The organism is Enterococcus sp. RTP21361st1_A6_RTP21361_211029 (assembly GCF_040910045.1).
Taxonomy (GTDB): domain Bacteria; phylum Bacillota; class Bacilli; order Lactobacillales; family Enterococcaceae; genus Enterococcus_D; species Enterococcus_D gallinarum.
In genome coordinates this window covers 1-16,864 of record NZ_JBDGBK010000070.1, presented here as the reverse complement: position 1 = coordinate 16,864, position 16,864 = coordinate 1, and the positions used below count along the sequence as shown (strand labels likewise).

The window sequence follows — 16,864 nt, the reverse complement described above, 5'->3', positions numbered from 1 at the left end:
TAACAATTTTTTCTCTGAATCGACTGTTCGTAAAAGAATTTATGAATTAGGAAACGCATTGACTCCTCTTGGCTTTTTAAGAATCGTAAGCTATGATAAACGGAGAAAGAGGACAAGGAGAACAGCGATGAAAGAACAATTACTTGCTTACTTGCAAAACCAGACGGCTTTTTTCTCTGCAGAAAATGTAAGCGATATCTTTACAGCGAAAGATATTGCCGAGAAGTTTTCAGTCAAGAGAAACACGATCAGTCACTATTTGAATCAGCTAACGGAAGAAGGTCGTTTAGTGAAAATTGCGACCCGACCCGTTTATTTTTTTCATAAGCAGGCATTTGAGAGCCAAAACTACCCCTTAACACAAAACGTATACGAGAGTCTGGCTGCTGTTGCGGCGGAAAAACCTTTTTTTGATCAAAAAGAAGATTTCTTTTCCAGTGTGATCGGCAGCAAAGGCAGTCTGGCAGAAGTCATTGAACAGATCAAGATGGCCGCCTTCTATCCAAATGGTGGGCTTCCCTTCTTACTGACGGGGGAAAGTGGGACGGGGAAGAGTTTTCTGGTAAAAATGTTCCATCACTATTGTGTGGCCAATGAATTATTGGAGGTCGATGCGCCTTTGATCACCATCAATTGCGCACAGTACGCCAACAACCAAGAGCTATTGACTAGTAATTTATTTGGACATGTCAAAGGGGCTTTTACCGGCGCAGAGGAAGATCGTGCTGGTGCTTTTGAAGCAGCAGATGGCGGTGTCTTGTTTCTCGATGAAGTTCATCGGTTGAATGCTGAAGGACAGGAAAAATTATTCACTTTTCTGGATCAAGGTGTCATCTATCGAATGGGGGATACAAGACGACCAGTCACGGTGGATTGTCGGTTGGTGTTTGCAACGACAGAAGATTTGAAACAAACTTTTCTAACAACTTTTTTGCGGCGAATCCCGATCCAAGCGACATTGCCTGCTTTGGAAGAACGAACGATTTCTGAACGGAAGCAACTGATCTTGCAAGCATTTTTTGAAGAGCAAAAGCGCATCGGTTTGCCGTTAGAACTCTCACCTCAAGTGATCGAAATGTTAACGACGAGTCATTTTTCTGGGAATGTCGGTGAATTGAAAAGTACGATCAAGATTATTACTGCCAAAAGCTATACTGCTAGTCTAAAGCGGAAAGCCAAAAAAATAGCAGTCACGGTCTATCATTTACCAGAACATTTACTGCAATTGACAGATGAACCCAATGAGTCAGCGACGACGCAATCGATTCTTATCGATGGGCAAACGCAAATCCAGCAGCTGACTGCCGAAAGTGAGCCAGAACAACAAAAGATCATTCAAACATATGAACAGATCCTGCTCAATTATGTCCAGGCAGGACAGGATTTTACAGCTGCAGCTGATCCTATTTCTAAAGTGATTGAAAGACTATTCGAAAATTTATTGTTTGATCATAAGCAAGAACAAAAGCAGCGGACGATGATTTTTGTGACCGAGCATGTCCAGCGAATGATGGAACAGATTGAACATTCCTTCCAAATCAGCTTTAACGGCAGCATGGTTTATACGATCAGTTATTATTTATGGCTGCGGCGAAATGTGGAGTGGCTGCCGGATGATCAAGACAAACTTTTATTGACAGAGAACCTACTGAAGAGCGTTAAAAAGCATTATTCGACAAGTGATCGCTACACCGAAAATCTGTTAGGGCTAGTACAAAAAGCATTGGATATCGAGTTAACCAGTATGGATCGCATTATCTTTACACTCTATATCAACGATATGGGGTATACCAAAGATTCATTGCTTCCGAGAAGTATCATCGTGGCTCATGGCTACGCAACTGCCAGCAGCATTGCGAATGTAGCGAATCGTTTGTTGAATGAATCGGTTTTTCAGTCTTTCGATATGCCATTAGATGTCACGCCCAAGCAAATTGCAGAAAGGGTCACCGCATATATTCAAAAAAATGATGTATCTAATGGACTAGTGGTCTTGTTCGACATGGGTTCGTTGAAAGAAATCTATCAGTATATTCCAGAATTGACGGTTCCAATCGTCATGATGAACAATGTAACGACAAGTGTAGCCATCGCTGTGGGGGAATGTATCCAGCAAAATGTTTCGCTGAGGGAAATTCCAGAACGGGTAAATGCCTACAGTCAAAATGAATGGGAGATTATTCTTCCGCAAACGAAAAAAGAGAAAGTTGTCATCACAACGTGTTCAACAGGGATTGGAACTGCGGTTCAAATCTCAAATTTATTAGAAAAGAGCATTCCAGATCATTTACAGATTCGAATTCTCCCTTATGAGTTCAATCAGTTGGAAAATAGGGAACATGTCAAACAGGCTTTGACATCGTATGACATTGTTGGTGTTGTAGGAACCAACAAACCTCGTCAAGAGCTGGCTCCTTTTATTTCTTTAGAAGAACTGATTTCTGGCGCAGGTACAGCAGTGCTATTAAGTTGGCTGAAAGAAGAATTGGATGAAGAGATGATTGCGTATGTGAACAATCAATTAGTAAGAAACTTTTCGCTGGATCGAGTGATTCAATCTGTGACGATTCTAGATACAGAGAAAGTGATTTCTCAAATGGAATTCTTTGTGGGGAATCTGGAACGTATATGGCAGCAAAGAATCACTAATGACCGCAAGCTTGCGTTGTTTGTCCATACAAGTTGTTTGATCGAACGACTGATTCGAAATGAAGCCATTGAGAATTATCATGCCAGCGACACACTGCTTCAGTGTCATGAAAAACAGCTGAAAGAGATCAAAAAGGCGTTTAGTGTCATTGAAAAGGTTTACAGTGTCGCGATACCAGAATCTGAAGTTTGCTATATCTATGATGTTTTATTTGGAAACACTGATTCTTCAATGGTTGAAGCGGATTTTTAATCGATAAGGAAAGCGTGCCACTGTTTTTGGCACGCTTTTTGCGTTTAATAAAGTGTAACTTGGCGCAAAGAGAGGTGAAAGCAGTGGAGCAAATCATTATTTTAGCATCACACGGTAAATTTGCATCAGGAATCTTGCATTCTTTAGAACTTATTTGTGGAAAAAAACAATCAGTCATTGCCATTGATTGTTATGTTCAAGAAGCATTCGATCTAACAGCAACTATAGATACACTGATGGAAACCTATAAACAGCACGAAATGATCGTTATCACAGATATTTTCGGTGGCAGTGTGAACAATGAATTTTTACGTTATATCCAACAACCGAATTTCTACTTGATCGCAGGATTGAATTTGCCATTGTTGATTGAATTGACAACACAACTTCAAGGAGGAGGTGCCATCTCAGAAACGATCCACCAAACGTTGGCTAATTCGAAAGATATGATCCAGTTCTGCAATGAGAGTGTAGCAAAAGAAATCGAAGAAGAAGAATTTTAGGAGGAACGACATGATTATTTTGACACGAGTCGATCACCGACTCTTACATGGACAAGTTGCATTTTCTTGGACGCAAAGCTTAGGGGCAGATTGTATCTTGATCGCCAATGATGATGTGCCGACAAATGACCTCAGAAAAACCACCATAAAGTTAGCGAAACCTCAAGGAGTAAAATTAGTTATTAAGAATATTGAGGATTCTATTAACGCTATCAACAGTGGTGTAACAGATAAATATAAGCTCTTTATTGTTGTGGAATCAATTAAAGACGCATTTAACTTAGCCAAAAATTGTCCAAATATAAAAGAAATTAATCTAGGTGGAACCAAGGCAACAAATGGAACACAAAATATTTCTAAGTCTGTAAATATAACAATGGCAGAAATAGAAATAATAAAAGAATTAGACAAATTAGGAGTGAATGTAGAGATTCGGATGGTTCCAGGCGAAAAAGCGATAAGGGCAGTATCAATTTTGAAAAATATAAATTAGAAAGGAGAATAAACTTATGCTACAAGCTTTTTTATTGGGGTGTATTGCTTTTATAGGGAAGTGTGATTTAGCAACAGGGACAAACATGATTCAACGCCCCATTGTATTAGGACCATTAGTTGGGCTAGTTTTAGGAGATTTACAACTAGGAATAACAATTGGAGCTACACTTGAGTTAGCATTTTTGGGGCAGGTCTCTGTAGGTGCTTATATTCCGCCGAATGTAATTGTAGGTGGTGTATTAGGTACAGCTTTTGCGATAACAGTTGGTAAAGGTGCAGATATTGCTTTTACTATGGCATTTCCAATAGCACTATTGGCACAAGTAGTTGATAACTTTATTTTTACTTTAGTTCGTCCTTTTATGGCCAAAGTTGCAGATAACTATGCAGAAAAAGGTGAGGCTTCAAAAGTGACTGCGATTCATATGATTACTGGATTTATTACTTGTACAGTTTTGTTTATTATTACCTTTTTAGGTTTTTCTTTAGGTAGTTCAAAAATGGGGGCTGTAGTGAATGCTATACCTTCAGTAATTACAGATGGTCTATCTATTGCCACCGGTATGCTTCCAGCTATTGGTTTTGCTATGTTAGCTAGAATGGTTATGAATAAAGAAGTAGTTCCGTTCTTTTTTCTAGGATTTGTGTTATCCGCTTATTTCCAGATTCCAGTAGTGGGTATAGCTATTATAGGGTTAATTACAATTTTTGTGAAAATCAATTTTACAACAAGCAAAAATTCAGATGTAGCTTTTGCTGAAGGAAGTGAGGATATTGATGATGACTTCTAATGAAACAAATAGAGTAATTACTAAAAAAGACCTTAGAAAAATGTTTTGGCGTTCTTTATCAATGGAATTTTCTTGGCATTATGAGCGACAAATGCATATGGGTTTTTGTTCCATGATCAGTTCAGGTTTAAGAAAAATCTACAAGGATGATAAAGATGGTTTAGCTCAAGCATTAAAAAGGCATCTAGAGTTTTTCAATATCACCTCACATATCTCACCTTTTGTAGGCGGAGTAACATTAGCTATGGAAGAAATGAATGCTACAAATCCTGATTTTGATACATCATCGATTAATGCTGTTAAAGCAGCTCTAATGGGACCTCTAAGTGGTATTGGAGATTCGATTATGTTAGGAACCCTTCGTATACTAGCAGTCGGCATTGGAGCTTCTTTAGCTGCTCAAGGAAATATCCTAGGCCCAATTTTGTTTTTAATCATATTTAATGTACCAGCTTTTATTTTGCGCTATTTCTGCTCATTCAAAGGTTATGAACTCGGAGCTAATTATTTAGAAAAAATTCAGAAAACTGGCTTAATGAGTAAGTTCATGCTCGCAGCAGCAATTTTAGGAGTTATGGTGATTGGAGGTATGACAAATGAATTAGTTGTTGTGCAAACCCCATTGACTATTGGAGAGGGTGAGTCGGCCACTAGATTTCAAGAAATTCTTGATGGAATTTTACCAGGAATGCTAAGTTTAGGAATTACTGGATTTTACTATTATTTGTTGAAGAAAAAAGTAAACGTTTTATGGATGATTATAGGAACAGCTATTTTTGGGATCATTTGTGCCCAATTTGGAATTTTAAACTAAGGAGAGTAAGACAATGTTAAATTTTAATGAAGAAAGAATTTACCAAGAACATCAAAATGGGGTTGATCTTGTAAAGAAAGTTGAAAAGATTGTTGATGAAATCGTCGATAATGGATATAAGAATATTTTCCTGCTAGGAATTGGTGGAACTTATTTGTATGCAGATCAAGTAGTTCATACAGTAAAACAATTGGGATGCCAGCTGCCAATATATCTGGAAAACGCACAAGACTTTGTTTATGAAGGAAATGCTAATTTTACGAAAGATTCGGTTGTTGTAATAGCTTCATTGTCAGGGCATACAGTGGAAGTGGAAAAAGCAATTGATATCGCTCATGAAGTTGGAGCTAAAGTCATAGGATATGTAGAGCAGTTAAATACACCTTTAGCAGAAAAAGTAGATTATTTAGCGAATACTTTTGGAGCTGAATACTACTGGTGGTATAGTGTACTATTAAGATTTATGAACAAAGCTGGACAATTTGAAGAGTATGAGAAGTTTATGGATGAATTAAAATCTATGCCTTCCAATATTGTCAATGTGTATAAAAAAGCAGATAAATCAATGGAAAATTACGCAGAAAAGTATTGGAACGAACCACTCACTTATCTAATTGGCTCAGGAAATTTAGAGTCTTGGGCAGTATGCTATGGTATGTGCATAATGGAAGAAATGCAATGGATGCCAACAAGACCAATCTCTGCGGCAGATTTTTTCCACGGCACATTGGAAGTAATAGATAGAGAAATCCCTGTTGTTTTACTTAAAGGAGAAGATAAAACACGTGGTCAAATGGATCGTGTAGAAAATTTTGTTCATCGAGTAAGTAATAAAGTGACAGTTTTTGACACAAAAGACTTTGAACTTGTAGGAATAAGTGACAAGTTTAGATGGATACTATCGCCAATTGTAATGAGATCAGCATTTATGAGACTAAGTGTGCATTTAGAAAATGTTCGCAAGCATCCTTTAGATATCCGTCGATATTATAAGGCCTTAGATTACTAATTTTTTGAGTAACATATTTCAGAGAAATATTAATTAGTAATAAAAAATACCAGAGTGGAGCAATAGTCAAAAGAAAATCTGATTATTGCTCCACTCTCGTATTCGTTTTGGATTAATTTACAATCTATTTAAGTAAGAGCAGAGTGAATTTACAAAAAAAGATATATACGGATAAATAAGACGGTACGATTTACGATTAATATGAAATAAAGTAGTATCAGACCTATGTCAAAGTCTTTTTGAATATTAAGGTTCTAGATTTATTCTCTTTTCAGTTGCTTATCTGTAGTAAAATAAATTTTGCCACTTTGTAAGGTTTAGTTCGAATAATAATCTATCTAGTTCTTTTTACCTATAATGCCAGTATTTTCTGAATATTGAATGTAAATATGAATTAAAGAAAAAAGTTGAAGTGAACAAGAAAATAATTTTTATAACGTAGACTAGAATTTAGACCCTGCTGTATTGTTCAATGGATAGTACGATTCCCTTTCAACCGGCTATTTTTTCTGATAAAAAAACATTCCTTTCGATTCATTAAACAAGTAGATCATAAATTTTCCTTCAAATCCGACCCTAGCCGTAGGTCGAAACGTATCTCTTATAGTACAATAATAGAAACAGGAAAATAGTTAGATGGAGGATACTATGAAAAAAAATATCAGAAAAAAACAAATGATTTTAGCCACTCTCTTGGTTTCTAGCCAAGTTTTAGTTGCCGCACCATTAGCATTTGCTGAAGAATCAACTTCAAGTGAAGGGCGCTCAGCAATCTCACAAACGATCGAAACCTCGTCTTCGGCAGCTTCAGAGACAGCAAGCTCAGAAACTGCGACTTCTACGACGGATAGTAAAGAAAAATTGCAGATCAATGCGGTAGCCATTGGTAATGCATTAACAAAAGAGCAAGAAAACTATACCCTGGATCAACTGGGGATCAAAGGAGAAACACCGATCTATACGACTTCAGGTTCCGATTTAATGAAATATATCCCTGATGGTGGCTTTACTAAAGATTGGGCGGTGTATAGTTCTGTCCGCATGCAGACCCTTGATAGTGGCGAAGGAATCACGGTGGATATTGCGACACCTAAAAATATCACCCGCATCACTGCCGCACAATACCAAAATGCCGCACTGACTGCTGGGATCACAGATGCTAAGCTAACAGTAGCTTCTGCTGTACCGATTGACGGTTCTGGGGCATTGGCAGGAGTCTACAAAATCGTTGAAGAATCCGGCGGCATCATCAATCAAGATCGTGTCAGTGTTGCGCAAGATGAAATGGATGTCTTATCAACCATTACAGAAGAAAACAAAGACAAAGAAGGCTATTCTGATGAAGCTCTGAATGCTGCACAAGAACAAGCGAAAACAGAGCTAGCTGCCCAAACAGCTGATGGCTCAGAATTGACCCAATCCGATATTCAAGCAACTGTTGAAAAAGCATTGAAAGACAATGGTTTAGAGGGAATCGTGACTTCGGATCAAGTTACTGAATTGACAACATTGATGAGCGACATGAAAGACAAAAATATTTTTGAAGATTTTGTCAAAGAGTTGGATCTTTCAGAAGCCCGCAAACAAATTGAAGAAAAATCCAAAGGACTATGGGAAAATGTTAAAAACTTCTTCAGTGGACTTTGGTCTTCGATCACGGGTGTATTTGGCGGAAATTCTAACGAATAAGCAGTTGGCTAAATGAATGTAATCAAAAACGAACGAAGGATAATGCAAGGCGGTCGTCATCTATGATGGCCGCTTTTTTCAAAGGAAAGGAATGTGATGAGTATGAGTTGTTTAGGAAACCTGATTTGGATGATTTTTGGTGGATTGCTTGGTGCAATTTCGTGGTTTTTGGCCGGTTGTCTGTGGTGTGTGACGATCATCGGTATCCCGATTGGTTTGCAGTGTTTTAAATTCGCTTCTTTATCATTGGCTCCTTTTGGAAAAGAAGTTGTCTATAGTGGTTCAGGGGTTTCTTTGCTATTGAATATCCTGTGGCTGATTTTTTCAGGAATACCTTTGGCAATCGCTCATCTGATGAGTGCCATTCTCTTAACGATTACGATTATTGGGATTCCTTTTGCGAAACAGTCGCTGAAACTAGCGGGTCTAGCATTGATGCCTTTTGGTGCCACGATCGTTTCAACAAATCGCTAAACAAAGTGATCTGCTTGATTTCCGGCAACAGCAATACCCATCTAATAAAACTGCAAGATTTTCTTTTCGAATAGACAGATACGAAAAAGAGCCTTTTGACGGGCTCTTTTTTGCTTGCTCCGATAGTTGATTTACGACTCACTAGGGGAATGAAGCATAAATTTTCTAAGAAAGGATCGCTCAGGCAGCACAGTGAAAAGAAAGCGACTGAGTAAATAACCAAGTAATGCCCCAACGGTATTTGCAATCAAATCCACGACATCTGCCCCTCGCCAGCCGCCTAGGAAATAATTGCTTAAAAACTGCAGTACTTCGATACTAAAGCTGACCGAAAATTCCAGCAGAACAGCTCGAAAAATAGAAGTTTTGTTAGCCATCAAATAATAAAAAACAGCTAATGGCGCCAACATAATGAGATTAGGGAGTATCGAAAGATCTGCTGCTAAGGAGAAGTTGATGCGACTAAGCCAATCGGATTGATTGGCATAGAGCCCTGTTTGGATTTGAAAAGGGAAAAAAGTCAAGTAAAGGACAGCGAAATTATAGAAAACAAAGGCTCCAACCGTTATTTTTTGAAAAAGTGAAAGCTGAGCAGCATTGTAACGCAGAATCAAATAGCAAGTAACAAGAAATAACGGGATTAAGACCAGACCCGAGATCGTAAACTGCATTATTGATTGCTCCTCTCTAGATTAAGTGAGACAAGTATAACCAAATATAACAGGGTGGGCAAGAAGATAAATCCGCTAATTCGCTGTAAACAGACAGATTGTGTTACAGCTCATCGTATAAAGAAGATATAAAGAAATCCAGCGAACCTTGATACTATCTTTACAACATTTTTTTTAAGATAAGATCAAAGGAGAGGAAGAAGATGTTACTACTTTTAGGATGTTTGAGTTTTGGATTGATGCTTTATCTATTTTGGTTTCTGTTCAAGGGGGAAGAGTTATGATGAGCTTTGTTTTTCAAGGGCTGTTTTTCTTTTTTGTATTACTGATTTTAGCAGCCCCTTTAGGGTTTTATATCAAGATGATCATGACGGGGGAGACGCCCCGTTTCGTCCGCTTTATCCAACCGATCGAGCGGGGTTTCTATCGGTTGATCGGTTCAGAAAGTCAGCGAAAAATGTCCGCAAAACGTTATTTGATCAGTGTATTAGGGCTAGGAATCAGTTCGCTGCTGTTTTTGACGGTACTTTTAATGGTTCAAGGTTGGCTGCCGGGTGGAGCAAAGGTTGATAATCTGTCTTTTGATTTAGCACTTAATACAGCTGTCAGCTTTATCACTAATACGAACTGGCAAGCATATTCTGGCGAGTTGGCACTATCCAATAGTACACAAGTCTTTGGTTTGACTGTCCAAAATTTCTTGTCGGCGGCAGTTGGATTGGCTGTTCTTTGTGCATTCATTCGTGGATTGGTTCAGAAAAAAGAATCCTATTTAGGCAATTTTTGGCAAGACATGGTTCGCGGATTATTGTATATCCTATTACCACTGTCCACGATCATTGCGATTTTATTGATCTCTCAAGGAGTCGTTCAAACCTTCAGTAGCGGAATGGCCTACAACAGTTTGGAAGGAGAAAATCTTTGGTTATATCTTGGCCCTGTTGCTAGTCAGGTGGCTATCAAACAGTTAGGGACGAACGGTGGCGGCTTTTTTGGGGCCAATTCGGCCTATCCATCTGAGAATCCGACGATTTTTTCAAACTTTATCGAGAATTTAGCCATTCTCCTTTTACCAGCTGCGCTGATTTTTGCTTTTGGCTTTTGGGTAAAAGACTGGAAACAAGGACGAACGATTTTATTTGTTTCGCTGTTCTTCCTATTTGCCGCTTTTTTAGGTGTATTGATCAGTGAAAACTATGGACCGATTTTCAACGATGTCGTTGGTTCAGCCAATATGGAAGGCAAAGAAATTCGCTTTGGGATTGGCTGGTCAAGTTTGTGGGCAGTCAGTACCACGGCAGCTTCCAATGGATCGGTCAACGCGATGTTGGATAGCTTCACTCCATTAGGCGGTGCAGTGCCGATGTTTCTCATGCAACTAGGGGAAATCATTTTTGGTGGTGTCGGTAGCGGGCTTTATGGGATGTTAGCATTTCTGCTTTTAGCAGTGTTCATTGCCGGACTGCTTGTTGGACGCACACCAGAATATTTAGGCAAGAAAATCGAAGCCTTTGATATCAAAATGGCAAGTTTAGTCATTTTGACGCCGCTTCTGCTGACGCTGTTTGGGGCGATGGCGCTTGCGATGCACCCGGATATTTTGGAATGGTTGACCAACAAAGGGGCTCACGGATTTAGTGAGCTGTTATACGGAGCAACATCATTGGCTAATAACAACGGAAGTGCATTTAATGGGTTGTTAGCAGATACCCCATTCTTGAATGTCTTAGGTAGTGGACTCATGCTTTTCTCTCGGTATATTCCGATCATCGCCGTTTTATTTTTGGCTGAAAACATGGGACGCAAGAAGAAAGTAGCTGTGAATGACGGTACTCTTTCTACCGTCAATCCGACATTCGTCACGATGTTGATGATTGTGATTTTAGTGATCGGGGCATTAAGTTTTCTACCTGCATTGGCATTAGGTCCGATCGCAGATTTTCTTACACTGAAATAAAAAGGAGAAGAATAAAATGAAAAAGATATATCGCTGGGCAATCAAGCAAGCATTTCTCAAACTAGATCCGCGGCAACAAATAAAAAATCCAGTGATGTTCGTGGTTTATATTGGTGCCATCGCAGCGACGGTTCTCTGCTTTGAACAATCTGACATTCCATTGTGGTTTACCATCACGATCACCAGCTTACTTTGGCTCACATTGCTGTTCGCAAATTTTGCTGAAGCGGTCGCGGAAGGTCGTGGGAAAGCTCAGGCAGATAGCTTAAAACAAGCCAAAAAAGACGTCATGACTTACAAAATCAATGATTTACAGGATATCCAATCAGAGCAGTTCATCGAAATGAAGTCATCAGATTTGAAAAAAGGTGACTTGGTTTATGTCGTTTCTGGACAACAGATTCCGGCAGACGGCGACGTCATTGAAGGTGCTGCCTCGGTAGATGAAAGTGCCATTACGGGTGAATCAGCGCCAGTAATTCGAGAATCAGGTGGAGACCGCAGTGCAGTCACTGGCGGGACAACGGTGGTTTCCGATTGCTTGGTCATTCGAGTGACGTCTGAAAATGGACATTCGTTTTTGGATAAAATGATTTCAATGGTAGAAGGGACACAACGCAAAAAAACGCCTAATGAAATTGGGCTGCAGATTTTTCTGATCACATTGACGATCATCTTTTTAGCGGTGGCAGTAACATTAGTCCCATTTACGGAATTAAGTAGTATTCTTTCGCAAAAAGGAACCGCGCTTTCTAGTATCGTGATTATTGCATTGCTCGTTTGTCTAGCCCCAACGACCATCGGTGCACTGATCTCTTCGATCGGGATTGCTGGAATGAGCCGTCTGACGAAAGAAAATGTTATTGCCATGAGCGGTCGTGCCATCGAAGCGGCTGGTGATGTCGATATTTTGTTATTGGATAAAACAGGAACCATTACACTGGGAAATCGTCGGGCAAGTGCCTTTCTACCTGTAGCCGGTATTAGTGAAGAACAATTAGCAGATGCCGCGCAGCTTTCCTCATTAGCTGACGAAACGGCAGAAGGCCGCAGTATTGTTATTCTAGCCAAAGAAAAATTTGGGATTCGAGAACGCGCTTTTGAACAATCCGAAGTGAAATTTATCGATTTTAGTGCCAAAACACGGATGAGCGGCATGGATTATCGTGGCGATCAAATTCGTAAAGGTGCGGCGGATACGATCAAGAAATATGTGCTCGCTCGTGGCGGTACCTACCCACCACAGTGTGACCAAATCGTAGCCAAAGTGGCGCACTCTGGGGGTACCCCGTTGGTAGTTGTCAAAAATGACCAAGTCATGGGGGTCATCTATTTGAAGGACATCGTCAAAAACGGTGTACAGGAAAATTTTGCCGATATGCGGAAAATGGGTATCAAAACTATCATGATCACAGGAGACAACCCGTTGACCGCAGCAGCGATTGCAGCAGAAGCGGGAGTCGATGACTTTCTCGCTGAAGCAACGCCAGAAAACAAAATGGAATTGATTCGTCAATACCAAGAAAAGGGACACTTAGTTGCCATGACCGGCGACGGAACCAACGATGCACCAGCATTGGCTCAAGCAGATGTGGCAATGGCTATGAACACTAGAACACAGGCTGCCAAAGAGGCTGGCAATATGATCGATCTGGATTCCAGTCCAACCAAATTGCTGCAGGTCGTACGAATCGGTAAACAGCTGTTGATGACTCGTGGTGCATTGACGACGTTCAGCATTGCCAATGATGTGGCGAAATATTTCGCCGTGATCCCTGTTCTTTTTTATGGCATCTATCCTGAACTGGCGCAATTGAACGTGATGCAGTTAGGTAGTCCACTGACGGCGATCTTGTCAGCCGTGATTTACAATGCGGTCATTATCGTTGCTTTGATTCCATTAGCTCTAAAAGGAGTCAAATACAAAGAAAAACCAGCCAGCCAAATTTTGCGCCACAATTTACTGGTATATGGACTAGGCGGATTGATCGCACCTTTCATTTTTATCAAATTGATCGATATCGTGCTAAGCTTTTTCCTACTATGAATAAATTGAAAGAAGGATGCAGAAATGAAAAAGATTCTAGGGACTCAATTGCGTTTCTTGGTGTTTAGTATTTTGTTTTTTGGCGGGGTGTATACTGCTGTGATCACTGGTGTCGGTCAATTGCTATTTTCCAACCAAGCCAATGGTAGTCAACGAATGGTAGAGGGAGAAGTAGTTGGTTCAACACTGATTGGTCAGCAGTTCCTGCAACCAGGCTACTTTGCTGGCAGAAGCAATGCGGTCTCCCAATTGTCTCCGGTCTCTGCGGAACAAGAGGGACTGGTATCCGACAGAAAGACGGCGCTTCAAAGAGAAAATCAAATCACAGAGGTACCGGTTGATCTGGTGACTGCATCAGCCAGCGGATTAGATCCGCATATTAGTGTCGCTGCAGCCGAGATACAAGTACCTCGCATCGCCAAAGAACGTCAACAGAAGGAAACAGCCATTCGTGCTATAATAAAAGAAAAGACACAAAAAGATTGGTTTTCTGATCGAACATTTGTCAATGTGCTTGAACTGAATTTAGCATTAGATAAACTGTAAGTGATTGTTGATGGGAGAGGCAAACATGGATAGACCAACATCAGTAGATACATTGAAAGCAGAAAATCGAAAAAAAGGCCGGCTGCGGGTGTACTTTGGCTTTGCTGCAGGAGTAGGAAAAACTTACGCCATGCTTTTAGAAGCACAGGAACTAAAAGCCCTCGGCAAAGATGTGGTGATAGGTTACATCGAACCCCATGATCGTCCAGATACCAATAGTCTGCTGGCTGGTTTGCCGCAGATTCCGTTGAAAGAAATCCAATACAAAGGGATCACGTTGACTGAACCAGATATCGATGCGATCATTCAGCAGCAGCCTGCGATTGTCTTAATCGATGAGTTGGCCCATACGAACGCTGAAGGATCAAGAAATCGCAAGAGGTATCAAGACATTGAAGAACTTTTAAATGCCGGTATTGATGTGCATACGACGGTCAATGTCCAACACATTGAAAGCTTGAATGATATTGTAGAAGAAGTAACTGGGATCGAAGTCAAAGAGACGGTCCCAGATACATTCTTCCAACAAGCAACATTGAAAGTGATCGATGTCGAGCCAGATGAGCTGATCGATCGGTTGGCACAAGGAAAAATCTATGCCAACGAAAATGCCAAGCGAGCGTTGCAGAATTTTTTTATTCCCAAAAAACTGGAACAACTGCGGGGATTGGCGATTCAGCGGGCTTCTGACCACATCAATCGAATCAGTGGCCGAACCAATGGAATCCAGAGCAAACTGATCACGATTGTCCAGGATGCATTCCCTAAAATGGCAGAAAAAAGTATTCGTTGGACAGCGCGATTAGCGCAAGGCCTAGGTGCTGAATGGACTGTGCTTTACATACGTTCGGAAGAAAAAAATGAAGCAACGACATTAGCCGAAAAGTTAGGCGCGGAAGTCGTTGTCATTGAAGAAGACAATTATTTTGAAACAATCATCGAATATGCCAAGCTGGTGGGAGCCACCGACATCATCATGGGTAAAAACCTGGCCAAGCCATGGTATGAGAAACTGTTTGTGGAAGAACTTGATGTGCGGCTACTGAAACGGTTGCCTGACACTGAGATTCATCTGATTCCTTACAAAGAAGAGCGTGCTTCTATTTTTTCTCTTTCCAAGAAAGTCATTGAAGGAGGGGGAAAGGATCTAGCGATTGCCCTGATCAGTGTTTTCTTAGCGACTGTGACCACTGAAGTGATGCAGTATTTGCATTTCGGTGATCAGAATTTGATGCTCGTCTATATCTTTTTTATTCTACTTGTGGCGCGGCTAACTTCGGGCTATTTCTGGAGCGCTCTTTCTTCGATCCTGAGCGTCCTAGCCTTCAACTGGTTCTTCGTTGAACCACTGTACTCCTTGACCGTCTATAAACAAGGTTATCCGATTACGTTAGTCATCATGCTGCTTGTCGCACTAATGATCAGTAATCTAATGGTTCGTTTAAAAAAACAAGCTGTTCATTCAATGGAAAAAGAACAGCAGATGGAAATACTTTATGAGTTGAACAAGCAATTTGTTCTAGCAGAAGACCGGCAGCAGATTTTTGATTTGTCAGCCACCTATCTGGCCCGCTTGTTAGATCGCGAAGTGATTTTGTATGATGCACAAGCGCAAAAACAAAGCCAATATGGTGCAAAAAAACAATCCGCATTGAGTCATCCGGAAGAAGCGGCTGTTGCTTATTGGTCTGCCAAAAATCAGAAAGAGTCTGGCTATGGGACCGATACATTAAGTGGTGCAAAGGGATTTTATTTACCGATTATTGCCAATAGCAAAACATTGGCCGTTTTAGGCATTCGCAGAAGCCGTAATTTTCCACTTGAGAACAGCCAACTAAATTATCTGCGCTTAGTGTTGACCCAGTTAGCTGTGATTTTAGAACAAACAGAATTGAAGGATGAAAAAGAAAAAATTGAATTAGAAAATGAACGAGAAAAAGTTCGCAGCAATTTGTTGCGGGCCATCTCTCATGATTTACGGACACCTTTAACGGCGATTTCAGGAATTGCTGAAACACTCTTACAAAACAATGATTCCTTGAAAGAAGCGACTCGCAGCAAGTTATTGACAGACATTCAAAGTGAGTCTCAATGGCTGATCCGCATGGTGGAGAATTTGCTTTCGATCACTCGCATCAACATGGACACGATGCAAGTCAAGAAAACCGCAGAACCAATTGAAGAAATCATTGGTGCAGTCTATGAACATGCCAAAAAAGTCTATCCGGAAAAAGAGTTGATCGTTCAGCTGCCGGAATCGGTCCTGTTCGTGGAGGTAGATCCGATTTTGATGGAACAAGCAATTTTTAATTTGGTAGAAAATGCCTTTCGTCATGGTTCAGATTCGGGAAAAGTTTACTTGTCTGTCTTTCAAGAAGGAGCGAAAACGGTATGTGAAATAAAAAATACCGGAGAAATATCGATGAAGCAGTTTGAACGGATCCAATCAAATCTGTCTTCAGACAATGAAGTGCCGGTAGACTCAAAAAATGGTCTCGGCATCGGCTTGAGTATCGTCAAAACCATTGTTCATGCCCATCATGGCAAGTTGGAGATGGCCGTAGCAGATGGTCAAACGGTCGTACGCATTTATTTGAATTAACTGGAGGTGGGCATCATGGGAAGAACTGTCTTGCTGATTGAAGACGATCCGACGATCGCCGATTTTATGGAAGTCGTTTTAGAAAAAGAAAGGTATCATATTCGAGTAGCAGAGACTGGAATGGCTGCTCTGACGATTTTTCAGGAACAATCCTTTGACTTGATTTTACTTGACCTAGGACTACCCGATATTGACGGCATGGAGTTATTGAAAATCATTCGCAAACGGATGGCGGTGCCATTGATCGTAATTTCAGCTCGCAGCAATGAAAGCGAGAAAGTCAAAGCGTTGGATCTTGGTGCGGATGATTATGTGACCAAGCCATTTGGTATGAATGAATTGCTTGCAAGGATCCGCACAGCAT

13 protein-coding genes and 1 pseudogene are annotated in these 16,864 nt (G+C 40.5%); 13 read left to right on the top strand and 1 reads right to left on the bottom strand.

Features of this window, described 5'->3' with window-relative positions; translation table 11 throughout:
* Window positions 1-127: 127 nt before the first annotated feature.
* The 8 genes from AB5Z52_RS12065 to AB5Z52_RS12030 all read left to right on the top strand — a co-directional run bounded on the left by AB5Z52_RS12065 (window position 128) and on the right by AB5Z52_RS12030 (window position 8,677).
* Entirely contained in the window at window positions 128-2,902 is a 2,775-nt protein-coding gene (locus AB5Z52_RS12065; RefSeq protein WP_288551453.1) for a sigma 54-interacting transcriptional regulator, read from the top strand.
* A gap of 83 nt (window positions 2,903-2,985) precedes the next feature.
* Window positions 2,986-3,405 (top strand): PTS sugar transporter subunit IIA, encoded by a 420-nt coding sequence (locus AB5Z52_RS12060; protein WP_005470492.1) that lies wholly within the window; start codon window positions 2,986-2,988, stop codon window positions 3,403-3,405.
* 10 nt (window positions 3,406-3,415) lie between these two features.
* The gene (locus tag AB5Z52_RS12055) at window positions 3,416-3,898 is read left to right on the top strand and encodes a PTS sugar transporter subunit IIB (protein WP_003125555.1); all 483 of its coding nucleotides are present in this window, start codon (window positions 3,416-3,418) and stop codon (window positions 3,896-3,898) included.
* A gap of 16 nt (window positions 3,899-3,914) precedes the next feature.
* Window positions 3,915-4,691: a PTS sugar transporter subunit IIC gene (locus AB5Z52_RS12050; protein ID WP_117474458.1), complete on the top strand. Its 777-nt coding sequence runs from the start codon at window positions 3,915-3,917 to the stop codon at window positions 4,689-4,691.
* Window positions 4,678-5,505 (top strand): PTS system mannose/fructose/sorbose family transporter subunit IID, encoded by an 828-nt coding sequence (locus tag AB5Z52_RS12045; RefSeq protein WP_005470494.1) that lies wholly within the window; start codon window positions 4,678-4,680, stop codon window positions 5,503-5,505. The genes AB5Z52_RS12050 and AB5Z52_RS12045 overlap by 14 nt, the downstream gene beginning before the upstream one ends.
* A gap of 13 nt (window positions 5,506-5,518) precedes the next feature.
* On the top strand, window positions 5,519-6,514 hold the full coding sequence (locus AB5Z52_RS12040; protein WP_288551452.1) for an SIS domain-containing protein: 996 nt from the start codon (window positions 5,519-5,521) through the stop codon (window positions 6,512-6,514).
* 648 nt (window positions 6,515-7,162) lie between these two features.
* Window positions 7,163-8,203 carry a DUF1002 domain-containing protein gene (locus AB5Z52_RS12035; RefSeq protein WP_005470496.1) on the top strand — a complete coding sequence of 347 codons (1,041 nt, stop codon included), beginning with the start codon at window positions 7,163-7,165 and terminating at the stop codon, window positions 8,201-8,203.
* A gap of 102 nt (window positions 8,204-8,305) precedes the next feature.
* Window positions 8,306-8,677 (top strand): YccF domain-containing protein, encoded by a 372-nt coding sequence (locus AB5Z52_RS12030; RefSeq protein ID WP_003125563.1) that lies wholly within the window; start codon window positions 8,306-8,308, stop codon window positions 8,675-8,677.
* 131 nt (window positions 8,678-8,808) lie between these two features.
* On the opposite strand, the gene AB5Z52_RS12025 is transcribed toward AB5Z52_RS12030, so the two are convergent.
* Window positions 8,809-9,348, bottom strand: a complete 540-nt coding sequence (locus AB5Z52_RS12025; RefSeq protein WP_288551451.1) for a VanZ family protein — start codon at window positions 9,346-9,348, stop codon at window positions 8,809-8,811.
* A gap of 280 nt (window positions 9,349-9,628) precedes the next feature.
* Between AB5Z52_RS12025 and kdpA the strand changes: the two genes are divergently transcribed.
* The 5 genes and pseudogenes from kdpA to AB5Z52_RS12000 form a co-directional block, all read left to right on the top strand.
* Window positions 9,629-11,305: a potassium-transporting ATPase subunit KdpA gene (gene kdpA / locus AB5Z52_RS12020; protein WP_368243318.1), complete on the top strand. Its 1,677-nt coding sequence runs from the start codon at window positions 9,629-9,631 to the stop codon at window positions 11,303-11,305.
* Between the two features lie 7 nt (window positions 11,306-11,312).
* A pseudogene (gene kdpB, locus AB5Z52_RS12015) lies at window positions 11,313-13,352 on the top strand (potassium-transporting ATPase subunit KdpB); the annotation flags it as partial.
* A 24-nt stretch (window positions 13,353-13,376) separates the two neighbouring features.
* A complete protein-coding gene (locus AB5Z52_RS12010; protein ID WP_288551450.1) occupies window positions 13,377-13,898 on the top strand; it encodes a potassium-transporting ATPase subunit C in 522 nt (173 codons plus the stop codon).
* A gap of 25 nt (window positions 13,899-13,923) precedes the next feature.
* Window positions 13,924-16,500, top strand: coding sequence for a sensor histidine kinase KdpD (locus AB5Z52_RS12005; RefSeq protein ID WP_288551449.1), 2,577 nt, complete (start codon window positions 13,924-13,926; stop codon window positions 16,498-16,500).
* 15 nt (window positions 16,501-16,515) lie between these two features.
* Window positions 16,516-16,864: response regulator transcription factor (locus tag AB5Z52_RS12000; protein ID WP_368266930.1), on the top strand; the 349-nt coding region annotated here is incomplete at its 3' end.

What these genes read in the sequence shown, in the direction of transcription:
- AB5Z52_RS12065 (WP_288551453.1), top strand. Translation starts at nt 128, where the DNA reads ATGAAAGAACAATTACTTGCTTACTTGCAAAACCAGACGGCTTTTTTC.
- AB5Z52_RS12055 (WP_003125555.1), top strand. Translation starts at nt 3,416, where the DNA reads ATGATTATTTTGACACGAGTCGATCACCGACTCTTACATGGACAAGTT.
- AB5Z52_RS12050 (WP_117474458.1), top strand. Translation starts at nt 3,915, where the DNA reads ATGCTACAAGCTTTTTTATTGGGGTGTATTGCTTTTATAGGGAAGTGT.
- AB5Z52_RS12045 (WP_005470494.1), top strand. Translation starts at nt 4,678, where the DNA reads ATGATGACTTCTAATGAAACAAATAGAGTAATTACTAAAAAAGACCTT.
- AB5Z52_RS12040 (WP_288551452.1), top strand. Translation starts at nt 5,519, where the DNA reads ATGTTAAATTTTAATGAAGAAAGAATTTACCAAGAACATCAAAATGGG.
- AB5Z52_RS12035 (WP_005470496.1), top strand. Translation starts at nt 7,163, where the DNA reads ATGAAAAAAAATATCAGAAAAAAACAAATGATTTTAGCCACTCTCTTG.
- AB5Z52_RS12030 (WP_003125563.1), top strand. Translation starts at nt 8,306, where the DNA reads ATGAGTTGTTTAGGAAACCTGATTTGGATGATTTTTGGTGGATTGCTT.
- AB5Z52_RS12025 (WP_288551451.1), bottom strand. Translation starts at nt 9,348, where the DNA reads ATGCAGTTTACGATCTCGGGTCTGGTCTTAATCCCGTTATTTCTTGTT.
- kdpA (WP_368243318.1), top strand. Translation starts at nt 9,629, where the DNA reads ATGATGAGCTTTGTTTTTCAAGGGCTGTTTTTCTTTTTTGTATTACTG.
- AB5Z52_RS12010 (WP_288551450.1), top strand. Translation starts at nt 13,377, where the DNA reads ATGAAAAAGATTCTAGGGACTCAATTGCGTTTCTTGGTGTTTAGTATT.
- AB5Z52_RS12005 (WP_288551449.1), top strand. Translation starts at nt 13,924, where the DNA reads ATGGATAGACCAACATCAGTAGATACATTGAAAGCAGAAAATCGAAAA.